At 68.1% G+C, this 13,379-nt stretch carries 14 protein-coding genes; 5 read left to right on the top strand and 9 right to left on the bottom strand.

The features are described 5' to 3' along the window. Window positions 1-3: 3 nt before the first annotated feature. A complete protein-coding gene (locus DIZ26_RS36050; protein ID WP_157979931.1) occupies window positions 4-1,554 on the bottom strand; it encodes an ArnT family glycosyltransferase in 1,551 nt (516 codons plus the stop codon). A gap of 88 nt (window positions 1,555-1,642) precedes the next feature. On the opposite strand from DIZ26_RS36050, the gene DIZ26_RS36045 reads away from it, so the two are divergent. After that, the gene (locus DIZ26_RS36045; RefSeq protein WP_112249054.1) at window positions 1,643-2,380 is read left to right on the top strand and encodes a GNAT family N-acetyltransferase; all 738 of its coding nucleotides are present in this window, start codon (window positions 1,643-1,645) and stop codon (window positions 2,378-2,380) included. Window positions 2,381-2,498: 118 nt separating this feature from the next. Then, complete coding sequence (locus tag DIZ26_RS36040; RefSeq protein WP_112249053.1) at window positions 2,499-2,840, top strand: hypothetical protein; 342 nt, start codon at window positions 2,499-2,501, stop codon at window positions 2,838-2,840. On the opposite strand, the gene DIZ26_RS36035 is transcribed toward DIZ26_RS36040, so the two are convergent. Together DIZ26_RS36035 and DIZ26_RS36030 are read right to left on the bottom strand one after the other, a co-directional pair. Further along, a complete protein-coding gene (locus DIZ26_RS36035; protein WP_157979930.1) occupies window positions 2,830-3,780 on the bottom strand; it encodes a phosphotransferase enzyme family protein in 951 nt (316 codons plus the stop codon). The genes DIZ26_RS36040 and DIZ26_RS36035 overlap by 11 nt on opposite strands. 41 nt (window positions 3,781-3,821) lie before the next feature. Beyond that, complete coding sequence (locus DIZ26_RS36030) at window positions 3,822-4,589, bottom strand: AraC family transcriptional regulator (RefSeq protein WP_112249052.1); 768 nt, start codon at window positions 4,587-4,589, stop codon at window positions 3,822-3,824. Between the two features lie 111 nt (window positions 4,590-4,700). On the opposite strand from DIZ26_RS36030, the gene DIZ26_RS36025 reads away from it, so the two are divergent. Next, complete coding sequence (locus DIZ26_RS36025) at window positions 4,701-5,564, top strand: phytanoyl-CoA dioxygenase family protein (RefSeq protein WP_198676475.1); 864 nt, start codon at window positions 4,701-4,703, stop codon at window positions 5,562-5,564. After that, complete coding sequence (locus DIZ26_RS36020) at window positions 5,561-5,848, top strand: hypothetical protein (protein WP_112249051.1); 288 nt, start codon at window positions 5,561-5,563, stop codon at window positions 5,846-5,848. The genes DIZ26_RS36025 and DIZ26_RS36020 overlap by 4 nt, the downstream gene beginning before the upstream one ends. 19 nt (window positions 5,849-5,867) lie before the next feature. Here the strand turns inward: DIZ26_RS36020 and DIZ26_RS36015 are convergent, their stop codons facing one another. After that, complete coding sequence (locus DIZ26_RS36015) at window positions 5,868-6,887, bottom strand: lactonase family protein (RefSeq protein ID WP_112249050.1); 1,020 nt, start codon at window positions 6,885-6,887, stop codon at window positions 5,868-5,870. A gap of 94 nt (window positions 6,888-6,981) precedes the next feature. Between DIZ26_RS36015 and DIZ26_RS36010 the strand changes: the two genes are divergently transcribed. Beyond that, entirely contained in the window at window positions 6,982-7,629 is a 648-nt protein-coding gene (locus tag DIZ26_RS36010) for a hypothetical protein (protein ID WP_112249049.1), read from the top strand. 31 nt (window positions 7,630-7,660) lie between these two features. Here DIZ26_RS36010 and DIZ26_RS36005 read toward each other — a convergent pair whose 3' ends face one another. From DIZ26_RS36005 to DIZ26_RS35985, 5 genes are read right to left on the bottom strand one after another with little or no spacing between them, the layout of a single operon-like run. Next, on the bottom strand, window positions 7,661-9,112 hold the full coding sequence (locus DIZ26_RS36005) for an NADH-quinone oxidoreductase subunit N (RefSeq protein WP_112249048.1): 1,452 nt from the start codon (window positions 9,110-9,112) through the stop codon (window positions 7,661-7,663). Further along, a complete protein-coding gene (locus tag DIZ26_RS36000) occupies window positions 9,109-10,647 on the bottom strand; it encodes a complex I subunit 4 family protein (protein ID WP_112249047.1) in 1,539 nt (512 codons plus the stop codon). The genes DIZ26_RS36005 and DIZ26_RS36000 overlap by 4 nt, the downstream gene beginning before the upstream one ends. Continuing rightward, window positions 10,644-12,410, bottom strand: a complete 1,767-nt coding sequence (locus DIZ26_RS35995; RefSeq protein ID WP_112249046.1) for an NADH-quinone oxidoreductase subunit 5 family protein — start codon at window positions 12,408-12,410, stop codon at window positions 10,644-10,646. Before DIZ26_RS35995 ends, DIZ26_RS36000 begins: the two co-directional genes overlap by 4 nt. Further along, entirely contained in the window at window positions 12,407-12,739 is a 333-nt protein-coding gene (nuoK, locus tag DIZ26_RS35990) for an NADH-quinone oxidoreductase subunit NuoK (protein WP_112249045.1), read from the bottom strand. Before nuoK ends, DIZ26_RS35995 begins: the two co-directional genes overlap by 4 nt. Further along, entirely contained in the window at window positions 12,739-13,278 is a 540-nt protein-coding gene (locus tag DIZ26_RS35985) for an NADH-quinone oxidoreductase subunit J family protein (RefSeq protein ID WP_112249044.1), read from the bottom strand. Before DIZ26_RS35985 ends, nuoK begins: the two co-directional genes overlap by 1 nt. Window positions 13,279-13,379 lie beyond the last annotated feature (101 nt).

Here is a 13,379-nt window from a genome sequence, read left to right as displayed (position 1 = left end):
GCGTCAGCCGAGGCGGGTCAGGTGGGGCCAGAGGGTGGACCAAGGCTCGCGGAGTTGGCAGATCCAGATCGGTTTCCCGCGCTCCCGGGTGGCTGTGGGTGCCTCGACCGCGCCCGCCTGGGTGAGGGTCTGGCAGGCCTGCCTGGTCCATTCCGGGACGTCTGAAGGTCCGGTACGCCGGAAGCCGTCCACCACGACGGCGATATCGGCCGAGTCCGGCGGCGGGCCCCAGTTGGCGAAGCCGTTGTGACCGCTGTACGCCGAGGGCAGGCCGCGAGCCGGTCCGTAGCGCTCGAGCGCCGCGGCCTGGCCGTAGCTGTAGGTATAGATGACCGCACGGGAGCGCTCGGCTGGGGAGAGTTGGTTCATAGCGCGAGCGACCGAGTCGGCGAGCTCCGGCCAGCCGAGCTGGCTGCGGGCCTGGTCGACGGTCAGCGCCTTGCCGTAGGCGACCGCCGTGCGCTCCGGCAGCAGGGGAAGGCCGAGCGGCGCTGCGATGAGGAGTGACAGAGCGAGTACGCCGTACAGGGTGATTGCGCGTTGGCGCTTGCGGAGCCAGTGGTCGGCGGCGATGCCGGCTCCGGCGAAGACGGCTGGGTAGGCGCTGGCGAGGTAGGTCGCCTTGCCGCCGGTGATCATCAGCAGGGCAGCGAACACTATGAAGGTCACCGCAAAGACGCGAAAGCTACGCCACAGCCAGACGCCGCCGGCGACGCAGAGCGGTAGCAGTAGTGGTCCGACAACGACCTGGTACGGCAGTAGGCCGAGCGAGCCGCCCTGGGCAGCCTGCTCACGCAGTACCGAGGCCATGGTCAGCTGCGGCCAGTCGTGCTGAGCCTGCCAGAGCAGGTACGGCGTCCACAGCGCCAGCGACAGCACAGCGGAGACGAGGAACCACCGGCTGTACATGATCCGTCGCGGGCCGACCAGAACCAGAGCCACGAGTACTGCGAACACCCACAGGGCCAGCGTCATCTTGTTGAGCAGGCCGACGCCCAGCACCAGTCCGATGATCAGCCAGAGCCGGTCGTTGCCAGTGCGGATCAGTCGACACAGGAGCCAGCTCAGCGCCGCTACGAAGGTCAGGTCGGTCGTACTGGTTCCCAGCACGTGCCCAGTGATCAGCACCATCGTCGAGCACGAGAACGCGCCCGCAGCGATCAACTCGGCCCGCAGCGAGCCACCCAGCTCACGGACTAGCAGGGCGACGAAGAGCACCGTCAGTACCGTGCAGACCGTCGCAGGGACGCGGAGCGCCCAGACCTCACCAGGAGCCAGCGCGTCGCCGAGGCGGGCCAGCAGTGGAGTCAGGGGTGGCTGGTCGGGATACCCCCAGGCAGGGTGCTTGCCGGAGACCAGGAAGTACAGCTCGTCGTGGTAGTAGCCGTAGCGGTTGCTGACGAGCGTCAGTACGGTCGCCAGCGCGCCGAGCAGCACCACCAACGGGCGATTGCGGCTGGGCTCGCGGCGAGCCGGCGCAGGGACCTTCTCAGATGCGGTCGTCTCCTTCTGGCCGAAGGCGGTCGCCTCGAAGGTGTTCGCCGGGGAGCTCATGCTTGCGAGGCTCGCGCTCCGGCCTATACCGCTGTCATACCCCGAAACCCGGTGGCTGCGGGCGAGCTTCGCGACTAGCGTTCGCGGCATGTACGAGCTGATCCCCGTCGCCACCGCACCCGAGCTGGACGAGGAAGCCGAGCGGCGGTTCGTGGAGGACTGGCCCGAGTTCATTTTTCACGACGAGGGCGTAGCGCCGTACCGAGAGCGCCGCATCGAATACTTCCGCGACTGGGAGTTCTACCTCGTCGACAGCGACGACCGGCGGTTGATCGCGGGCTGCTGGGGTGTGCCGATCGCTTGGGACGGCACGGTCGCCGATCTTCCGGGCGGCTTCACGGACTCGCTGGCGCGCTCGGTCGAGTCGTACGAGGCCGGGGTGGTTCCGGACACGTTTGTGCTGATGGCAGCGGCTGTGCGGAACGACGAGCAGGGCAAAGGCCACGCCGGCCGGGTGATCACGGCGGTGAAGGAGCAGGCGCTGGCGCGCGGCCTCACCCGGATGATCGCGCCGGTCCGGCCGACCTCCAAGTCGCAGTACCCGCTGATCGACATCGCCGAGTTCATGACCTGGACCCGCGACGACGGGCTCCCGCTCGACCCCTGGCTGCGCACCCACGTCCGCCTCGGCGCCACCCTGCTCGCCCCCGCTCCGGCGAGCCAAACGATGACCGGCTCCGTCGCCGACTGGGAGAAGTGGACCGGCATGGCATTCCCCGCCACCGGCACCTACGTTATCCCCGACGGCCTCACCACCCTCACCATCGACCGCGCCACAGACACCGGCCACTACCAAGAACCCAACATCTGGCTCCGCCACGCCTGAGGACGTTCCACAAGCAGCCGGTGCCAAGTCATTTCGAGATTTTTCGAGATGCTGTCGCTTCCGGTTCCGCGCTGCCTAGCCTGACCTCGCCCATTTCTCAAACCTGGGGAGAGAGTTCATGCGCAAGATCATGTCCGCCCTGGCCGCCACCGGCGCACTCGCCGCCAGCCTGACTGCAGCCGCACCCGCGCACGCCACCGAGCAGGCCCAGTACTGCGCCAGCGCACGCAACTGGACGGCCTGCATCGAGCAATGGAGCGACGGCGCTTGGCACGCGCGCGCCTGGAACAACAGCTACAGCGGCTGGGCCACGCTTTACGATGCCTACGGCAACAAGTTGGCGGATGCCTGGGTGCCGGTTGGTGGCGGCAACACCACTACCTACGGCTATCCGCAGGGCTGGACTGCTTGCGCCAGCGTCAGCCCCGACGGCCCCTTCGCTGTTTGCGTCAGTCGCTAGCGAGAGCCCGCAATGCGAGGCCGTCGGGCCCGAGGATGAAACGGACCACCTCGACGCGGTCCGTGCGGTCGGGAGCTCCGCCGAGGACGTAGTCGGACCAGCCGACGAAGTCCTCGATGGCGCGGGCTGAGCGGTAGTAGGCGAGGCGGGTCGGATCCAGCTCGACCTCGCCGTAGCCGGTGAAGAAGGCCTCCTGTTCGTCCAGGGTGGTCGGGCCGATGGGGCCCATGCCGCCGAGGATGAACAGGAGGTCTTGCTCGGGCGGTGCCAGTACTACGTCGTCCCAGTCGATGAGGTAGAGCTGCTCTGGTGTGACCAGCACGTTGGCGAGGTGGGGGTCGGCGTGACAGAGCACAGGGGTGCCGCCGAGGTCGCGGTCGCCAAGGTCCGCGCACTGGTCGAGCACAGCGGTGATGAGGTCGTCGTGAGCTTCCCAGATAGCTGCGAGTTCCTCCTCGACGGCGTCGGACGGCGTAGCGAGCCTGGCTCGAACAGAGCGAGCCAGGTCGGGCATGCGAGCGTTGATGGGGTTGATCCGCGGCAGCACGGCCCGTAGCTCGGCGGGCGGCTCTGCGCGATGTACGGCCGCCAGCAGAACGCCGTACGACGTCCACTGCTCAAGAGTGAGCCCTGTGTCGGCGGCGCGATCTCCTGCGATCCACGGCATTACCGAGAGCCGTCGGCCCTCGCGTTCACTCCACAAGCCACCAGTGAGAGTCCGGACCGGCCCAGGCACTCCCTGGACGCCTCTGCTTGCCAGGTACGCCGTTGCGCGCGGCCCAGCGTCCGTGCCGCCACCGGACCACTTCACCGCGTACGACGCGTCGCCGACAGCCCGCCACACCTCAGCAGCGATGTCAGCGCCCTCGTGTACCTGCTCGAGCGCCACTACGTCGAGCCCGAAGTCCTCGGCCAGCCATCGCCGCAGCTTGTCCGTCACCGGTCCAACGATGCCCTGCTCACCAGCCGGCCGCAGCCCAATTAACCGGCGCGGACAGAGCGCGGGGAGCCGCCCAGTTCGCGGTGGCAGGACTTGTTGAAGGCGTGCAGGTCGGGGATGCCGACCGAGGCAGCGACCGCGGGGATGGAGAGAGTCGAGGAGACGAGCAGGTGGCGGGCGCGAGCCATCCGGCGTTGGCGGATGTAGGCGACGACCGTCGTACCGGTTTCCGAGCGGAAGAGGCGGGTCAGGTGGTTGTGCGAGACACCAGCGGCTCGGGCCAGGGCGGGAACCGTGAGCGGTCGCGCGAGATTTGCTTCGATGTAGGCGATGGCTGCCGCGACGGCCGGGTGACCCGCAGTACCGCCGCCTTCGCCGAGGGCTGCGCTGAGCTGGGCGACTCGCCAGAGCGCGGTCCACACCTCGGCGGCGACTCGGGCCGTGCCGGACGGGGTCGCCTCGATCGCCTGGCGGAGCAGGTCGGACAGTACCGGCGCCGCAGTACCGGAGTCCTGCACCACCGGAACGTACGAAGGCTCGCCGACGAGACGCGGCCGGAAGTGTGCGTAGAGGTGCTCCGAGCGACCGCGGTACGCGAACTCCACCTGCACTCCCGCGGGCACCAGGCTGACCGAACCGGGCGACACCTCGTACGCCGTGCCGTCGACCGTCAGATCCGCCGAGTACCCGTAGAGGTGGAACTGCCACAGGTCGGGCAGCAAGTAGGTGTCTCGCCGGCCGCGCACGCCGTGAACCCCGACGCCGGCGTGCACTCGCTCGGGCGGCTCGGCCAGGTGCAACAGGACCATGGTGAGAAATTACCACCAGTGGTGATCTCAACCCACGCGAAACAAGTCTCGCCAAACCTAGCCTGGACGAGTACCAACCACCACGGACCAGTCGCCCCGAGAGGGAGAGACATGCCCCATCCCCATCGCAAGAACCTGCTCACCTCGGTCCAGATGGCGCATTTCGTCGCCACCGGAGCGTTCCGGATGGATGCCGTCGTACCCGACGAGATGAACCGCGAAGCGATCGACGTACTGAAGGCCGGCATCCCCGGCGTCCCGTACGGCACTCCGCTGTCGGAGGCCTTCGAGGGCAGCGCGTTCGTCCAGAAGCTGGTGCAGTTGCCGGAGATCGCCGGCGCCATCCACAGCCTGGTCGGTCCGGAGCCGACCGTCGACCACCACGCCGTCCACATCCGCAAGGCGAACGAGGGCGAGGCGCAGAACCTGCACGGCGACGCGATCATCGACGTCCGCCCGGACGCGTTCGACATACAGCTCATGTACTACCCGCAGGAGGTGACGCTCGAGATGGGCGGCACCCTCAGCGTGCCCGGCAGCCACCTGCGCAAGACCAACGAGTCCGACACCGGCCGGTACCAGAACCTGCTCGGCCAGACGCGGCTCACCTGCCCGCCCGGCACGGTCGTGTTCCTGCACCACGGCATCTGGCACGGCGGCCGCAGGAACGACAGCGACATCGACCGCTACATGTTCAAGATCCGCTTCAACCCGACCGTCCGCCAGGTCCGGCTGTGGAACACCGACGACCTGTACGACGACCAGGTGGCGGCCGAGCTCGGCCAGTACTTCCCCTGGTACGAGAACGCCACCGGCCGGCTGGAGATCTACAACCGCGTCAAGCTCTGGCAGGCGCTGACCGGTGACGACACCTACGACCCGGACTACTGGGTCACCCGGGTGTCGAACCGCCCGCAGCGCGTGGTCTCGCAGCGCAGCCTCAATCCGCACGCCGCCAAGAAGGAGATGGCATGACGACGACAACTGTTCAGCAAACCCTTCGGCAGCAGGTGCTGGTGCTCTACCTGGCCTCGTCGGCGCTGGACTCGCGAGTGGTCGGTTGGTCGACGTACGACGGCACCGGGGAGACCTCGCCGACGACGGGTGACAGCGACGAACCGCCATACGGGACCGGGCTGGACGCTTTGAAGGACGGCTGGCGGCTGTTCCAGGCCGCGCAACTGCTACCGCCGCAGCCGGGTCACGAGTACGACGTGTCGTTCCTCAAGCACGAGTTCTTCTTCGAGAAGCTCGTCTGAGTCTGAGTTCCGCCTTTCGTCAGACCGGCAGCACGCAGACCGGTTTGGGCCAGCTCAGCGGCGTCCCCGTTGCGGTGAGGGCGCCGCTGGTCTGGTCGACGGCGAAGACGGCAATGGTGTCCGACTTTTCGTTCGCCGCATACAGCTCGGTCCCATTCTTGCTGAAGGCAAGGTGCCGCGGGCCGGAGCCGCCGGATCCGATCGTCTGGATCAGTGCCAGGTCGATCCCGTCGGCGCCGGTCTCGAACACCGCGATGGTGTCGTCACCACGGTTCGACCCGTAGACGAACCGCCCGTCGGCCGACACCAGCACTTCGGCCGGCGAGTTCTCCCCGTCAGCGCCTTCGGGCCGCGTCGACAACGTCCGTACTACGGTCAGCTGGCCGTCGCCGTAGCTGCAAACCGACAGCGTGGAGTCCAGCTCGTTGATCACGTACGCCGCGCTGCCGCTCGGGTGGAACGCGATGTGCCGCGGGCCGGCGCCCGGGTGGATCGCCAGCCGGTCTACCGCCTCCAGCTGGCCCTTGGGGGTCAGCGTCGACACGTGCACCGAGTCCGAGCCGAGATCGACGTCGAACGCGTACTGGCCGGTCGGGTCGAACGTCACCTGGTGGGCATGCGGACCCTCCTGGCGCTCCTCGTTCGGCCCGGTGCCCTCGCGCTGCAGGAACTGGGTCGCCTCGCCGAGCGAACCATCGGCCGCGATCGGGTGAATCGCGATCGAACCTGAGCTGTAGTTCGCCGACAACAGGAAGCTGCCGGTCGGGTCGATCTCGACGTGGCAGGGGTGCGCCCCACCGGTCGGCTGGTCGTTGAGGAACTCCAGCGAGCCGTCGTCCTGGACCCGGAACGCACTGACCCGGCCGGCGTCGAGCTCGTTCGCCGCGTACAGGAACCGCCCGTCGGCCGACCGAACCAGGAACGACGGATCCTCGGTCACCGCGGCAACCCCGATCGCGTCGAGCGGACCGAACCCGATCCCGTCCCCGCCGCCTGCCTGACTGGTGTACCCACCGACATAGATCCGCTCCGAAGTCATACCCCCTACCCTGCCAGGTCCCGCTAGCCGCAGCACCCACCGATCCACCATTCAGGCGAGTGCTCGGGTCTTGCGGAGTAGGTAATGTCGCCGGGTGATCATCGACGAGCAACGCACCGCCCGTGGTCTCCGGACCGTTGCCGAGTTACTGGAGCTGGCCGAGGCGGGCACGATCATCCTCGACCCGTACTCCGTCCTGCTGGGCACCCGGGTGCGTCTGGGTGAGGGCAACGTCCTCTACCCCGGTGTCGTGATCGAGTGCGATCCAGACAGCTCCTGCGAACTCGGTTCGGACAACGCTCTGCTCCCCGGCACCTTCATCGCGGCTTCCGGCGGCGGCTCGATCGTCATCGGCGACAACAACCGCATCGGCGAAGGCGGCGCGCGAATCATGGCAGGCACCGCGGGCGCGCAGGTGAGGATCGGCGACCGAACGCGGCTCAGCAGTTCACCGGTGATCGTTGCGCCGGTGGAGCTCGGCGACGGGTGCCAAGTCCTCGGTCAGATCACTGCACAGCAAGTACAACTGGCCGGCGGTGCCGCCTACTCCCACCCCGATCCCGACCACCGCGGCGCCGTCCTGAAAGGCTTTGGCAAGGCCCGCGGTCTGACCCTCGAAGTAGGCGAGGTCGTCAACGGCTCGGGGGACTTCGGCACTGCGCCGATCGAGCGGCAGCGCCGGTATCACCCGGAGGCGCCGAGTCTCCCCGCTGCACCAGACGCTGCCTCAACCAGCGCCTGACTCTGCTATCTGACCGGCGAGCCTTTCCCCGTCAGGTGACGAGGGCGAAGAGGGTGCTGGGGAGGATGGAGAGGACTACGGCGGCGCCGGCGCAGGTGCTGATCACGGCGACCGCGGGGTTTTCGATGTCGACCGAGAACGGGTCGTCGGCGGGGAGGCGGAAGAGTTCTGCGATCCAGCGGAGGTAGACGGCCAGGCCGATCATCACGTTCACGGCCATCACCGCGGCCAGCCAGCCGATGTGGGCGTCGAGGACGGCCTGGAAGGCGGCGAACTTGGTGAAGAGGCCCGCCAGACCTGGCGGCAGGCCGGCCAGGACGACGAGGAAGAAGACCAGGGCGACGCCGAGACCGGGCTCGGAGCGGACCATGCCGCGGTAGTCGGTGAGCAGACCGGCCGGGCGATGCCGCTGGACGACTGCCACCGCACCGAAGGCGCCGAGCGTGACCACGACGTACGCCGCGAGGTAGCCGACCGCCGCCTGCGCATCACCGACTGCGAGTGGCGCGAGCAGGAACCCGACCTGGCCGATCGACGACCAGGCGAGCAGCCGAACGGCCTCGGCCTGGCGGAGCGCAGCCAAGTTGCCGACGGTCATCGTGAGCGCCGCGAGGATGCAGACGACTGTGCGCAAGGAGGAGCCGCTCGGTGCCACGCCGAAAGTGACGAGCACCAGCAGTCCGCCGACACCGGCCGACTTCGACACGACCGCGAGGAAGGCGGCGACCTCGACCGGCGCACCGGCGTACGTGTCCGGGAGCCAGCCGTGGAACGGCACCGCGGCGATCTTGAACCCGAACCCGACGATCACGAACAACCCCGCCGCGAACGCCACCCGGCGCAGATCCGGATCGATCGCGGGCAGCCGCGTGACGATCGTCTGGAGATAGAGCGACCCGGTCACGCCGTACAGGTAGGAGATCCCGAACAGCATCACGGCCGTCGACAGCACCGAGACGAGGAACGCCTTCAACGCCCCTTCCGAGCCACGCCGATCGCGTCGCAGGGCGACCATCGCGAAGCTCGGCAGCGAGACCACCTCGAGCGCGATCACGACCGTGGCGAGATCGCGCGCACCGGCCAGAACAGTTGCCCCGGTCAACGCACTGAGCAGGAGGAAGTGGTACTCCCCCACCGGGATGTCGACGTCGAGCAACCGGTACGCCGACAGGCCGACGACTCCGAGACCGCCGATCAGCAGCACCGCCCACAAGCCGACCGTGAGTGGCTCGAAGACCAGGCTGCACTGGGCCGGCCCTTCGACCGCCGGCCGGCAGAACGCGGGCTTCACGCTGTTGCGCTGCACGGCGATGAACGCGAGTCCGAACAGGATCGCGGCTCCGGTGATCAGCGTGATCACCGTGTGCCTGACCTGCTTGCTGCCGGTCCGCCACAAGGCGTCCGCCAGCAGCACGGTGATGGCGCCGAGGGCGAGCACCAGCGGTACGGCGATCGCCTGCCAGTCGGTCCAGGTCATCGTCATAGGAACGTCCAGTACTGCAGCAGGAACCAGGGCCACAGGCCGAGGAAGACGGTGAGCACGATCAGCGGCGCCCAGGCGATCAGTTCGATCCGGCTCAGGTCGACCGCGAAGGCCGCCGCCGGATACTCGGCCGGGTCACCCTGGCAAAGGTTCCGGACCAGGCGCAGGAAGTACGCCGCGGTCAGCACCGTGCCGATTCCGGCGACCACCATGAACACCAAGAAAGTTGTCCGAGGCAACAGATTGCCGGGATGGTACGCGCCGAGCAGGACCAGCATCTCGCCCCAGAACCCGGCCAGCCCAGGCAGTCCGAGCGAGGCGAGGCAGGCGAACGTCAGCAACCCACCGATGCGCGGCAGTCGCGCATAGAGGGCACGGCCGATCGCGCGCAGGTCGCTGGTGTCGTGCCTGTCCTTGATCGCGCCGGCCAGGAAGAACAGCAGACCGGTGATGATGCCGTGCGCGATGTTGGCAAAGAGCGCGCCGGTCAGCCCCTCGGGCGACATGGTCGCGATACCGAGCCCGATGAACCCCATGTGACCGACGCTGGAGTAGGCGATCAGGCGCTTCACATCGGTCTGAGCCAGGCAGGCCAGCGAGCCGGCGATGATCGCCACGGTCGAGAGACCACCGAGGTACGGCGCGATGGTGGCGGAGTCGCCGGGCAGCACCGGGAGCAGGATCCGGATCATCCCGTAACTGCCGAGCTTCAGCAGGACGCCGGCCAACAGCACCGAGCCGACCGTGGGAGCTTTGGCGTGCGCGTCCGGCAACCAGATGTGCAGCGGCCAGAGCGGCATCTTCACCGCCAGGCCGACCGCGATCAGGAGCGCGGCCTTGAGGCCGGTGCCGCCGCTGCTCCGCCAGGGATGGCTGCTCAGGTATTCGATGTCGAACGAGCCGGTCAGGCGATGCACCAGCAGGAAACCGAGCAGCATCAGCGCCGAGCCGAGCACCGTCATCAGCACGAAGGTGGTCGCCGCACGCCGCCGCCCGGCGCGATCGTGGTCGTCGCCCCAGATGTCGATCACCAGCCACATCGGGATCAGCACGACCTCGAAGAACAGGAAGAACAACACCAGGTCGAGCGCCGAGAACGTCCCGATCACGCCGGTCTCGATCACCAGCAGCAGCGCGATCAGCGACCGCATCCGGCCCGCGCGCGGCGTGATGCGCAAGGAGTACAGACAGCACAGGAACACCAGCAAGGCGGTCAGCGCGATCAACGGCATCGAGATCGTGTCGATGCCGAGGTGGAACCGCACATCGAGCGAAGGGATCCAGGAGACGTCGGTCTCGGCGTACCCATGAACCTTGCCGGGTAGCGTCCGAGGCAGGTCTCCAGCGGTCAGCACGGATGGACCATCCGGCCGGACCAGTTTCCACCAGAGCACGCCCGAGCCGATCAGCACGAGACCCGAGATCACCGACCCGACGATGGCGGCGACCCGCTCGCCCGTCCCGGCAGGCAAGGCCCACAACAGCGCGGCGGTCAGCGCCGGGACTGCGAGCAGAGCGATCAGCAGCCAACTCATGAGCCGATCACCCCCGCCAGGATCGCGAGCGCGACCACCCCGACCACGGCCGCGGTCAGATACGTCTGCACATTGCCGGTCTGCAACCGCCGGAAACCTTCGGACGCGAGCGTTCCAGCTTTGCCGGCCGCCCGCACATATCCCCCGATCACATCCCGGTCGCCGCCGACGGCAAGCTTGGCAAACCACTGCACCGGTACGACGAACAGCCGCTGGTACGCCGAGTCGACGCCGAACTCGCGTTCCAGCAGCACCGGCCGTGGATCCGCGCCACGCTGCCACAACGAGTAGGCCGGGAGCGCCCCGAACAGCGCCAGCACGGTCGTCACCAGCGCGATCGGCCAGTCGATGTGCACCCCGTCGGCGTAACCGAGCCCAGCGGCAGCGATGGCGAGCAGGATCAGCGGAGCGAGCATCAGCCAGGAGCCGTCGTGCAGCTTGGAGGTGTCGGGGTCCTCCAGATCCGCCATCGGATCGTCGGCCTCGAACGCTCCCAGCGCGCCCGCGAGGGCCGGCGTACGGAAGAAGACCCAGAGCCACAAGCGCACGCAGTAGAAGGCGGTCATCACGGCGGTGAGGCAGACCGAGACCAGGACGACCCAGCCGACGGTGGAGCCGTCGCGGGCGTGGTCCCAGGCTGCTTCGACCACGGAGTCCTTCGAGAAGAATCCGGCCAGCCCTGGTACGCCGGCGAGCGCGCCGAGGCCGATCGTCATCGTGACGAAGGTGACGGGCATCGCCTTCCTGAGCACACCGCGGCGGGTGTAGCGCCGGAGTACGACGAATGCCGCGCTGCCGACCTGATGCAGGAGAACGCCGGCGCAGAGGAAGAGCAGACCCTTGAAAGCCGCGTGAGTGAGCAGGTGGAACAGCGCGGCGTGCCGACCGTCCCTGGTGCCGAGCGAGAGCCCCGCGAACATGATGGCCAACTGGCTCACGGTCGACCAGGCGAGCACCCGCTTCACCTCGACCGCGGCCATCGCGCAGAGTGCGGCGAACACCATGGTCACGCAGGCCACGATCGCCAGCACGGTGAGCGTCGCGTCGGCAGCGGTGAACAGGTCGAACAGGCGGGCGATCACGAAGACACCGGCGGCGACCATCGTGGCCGCGTGGATGAGGGCACTCACCGGGCTAGGACCCGGCATCGCGTCCGGAAGCCAGGTCTGCAAGGGCACCTGCGCGGACTTGCCGACCACACCGACGAGCAGCAACAACGTCCCCGCGGTCAGTGCGGGCGATGACATCTGGTCGGCGTGCAGGTCGGAGATCCGGAAGGTGTCACCGGCGACGCCGAGCACGAAGATGCCGAACAGGAAGCCGACATCGCCGAGCCGGGTCATCAGGAAGGCCTTCATCGCGCCCGCGCGCGCGTCCTGGCGCTCCCAGTAGTGGCCGATCAACAGGTACGAGCAGGCACCCATCACCTCCCACCCGATCAGCAGCAGGAACAGGCTGTCCGAGACGACCACCGTCACCATCGCCGCGGTGAAGAGCGTGACGAGCGCCGTGTACGACGCGACGCGTTTCTCCAGGTAGCCGATCGAGTAGACCTGCACGCAGGCCGAGACGACGCCGACGACGGCGAGCATCAGCACGGTCAGGTCGTCGGTCCGGACCCCGAAACTTATATAGGTGTGGATTCCGGCGTAGCTGCCGGCGAAATCGGCCTGTTGCGGATCCACGCCGTGCAGCAGGGCAGCGGTCAGGATGACGAGCAGCGAGAAGCCGACGCCGATCACCCGCCAGGCGGTCGCGATCACAGCTCGTTCTCCTGGAGCTCGGGCTGCTCGCGCAGGTCACGGGCCGTGTCGGCGTCCACATGGCCGTGGCCGCGGAACAGCAGTAACACGATCGCGAGACCGAGCCCGATCTCGGCGGCCGCCAGCGTGATCACGAAGACCGCGAGCGTCTGGCCGGTGGCCAGGCCGTCGAGGCGCCAGGCGTCGAAGGCCACGAGGTTGAGATTCACCGCGTTCAGCATCAGCTCGAACGACATCAGTATGGTGATCGCGTTGCGGCGCGCGAGCACGCCGTACACGCCCAGGCAGAACAGCAGCACCGCCAGCAGCAGCGGCAGGATCAACGGCATCAGTCGTCCCCCTTCCCCGAGGACGACACCGTCTCATCCGGCTCCGACAGTTTCCCGGACCGCTGGGAAAGCACGATCGCACCGATCAATGCCGCGAGCAACAATACCGACAGCACCTCGAACGGCAACACCCAGACGCGGAACACCGCAGTACCGACATCTGCCGCGGCTCCGGCGGGTACGGGCTTGATCTTTTTGTTGCCGAAGGCAATTACTACGCCGGTGCCGAGGAGCAGGAAGAGGACGCCCGCGACGACGGCAGCGAACGGGCTGCGGCGGGTCGTCAACGCTGGTAGGGGGTTGGTGGGCGCTTTGGTCAGCATGAGGGCGAAGAGGACCAGTACGACGATTGCGCCGACGTACACCAGGATCTGCACCAGCGCGACGAACTCGGCATGCAGGGCGCCGAAGCAACCAGCCACCGCTCCCAGCGCGACCACCAGCCAGAGCGCGGCGTGCACGATCCGGCGCGTGGTGACGACGACCACGGCCGCGACCACCGCCACCGCCCCCGCGATGGAGAAGAGCGCAGTGGTCACCCGTCGCTCCTCGGCTCATCCACTCGCGCCGCGTCACCTGGTCCCGCGTCGCCCGGCCCCGCGTCGCCCGGCCGGGCGCTGCGCGGTCCGGGATCGATGGG

The sequence above is a fragment of the Kribbella monticola genome (assembly GCF_003261635.1).
Lineage (GTDB): Bacteria > Actinomycetota > Actinomycetes > Propionibacteriales > Kribbellaceae > Kribbella > Kribbella monticola.
Note: the sequence above shows the minus strand (reverse complement) of the source record. Positions and strands in the feature narration are given on the sequence as shown.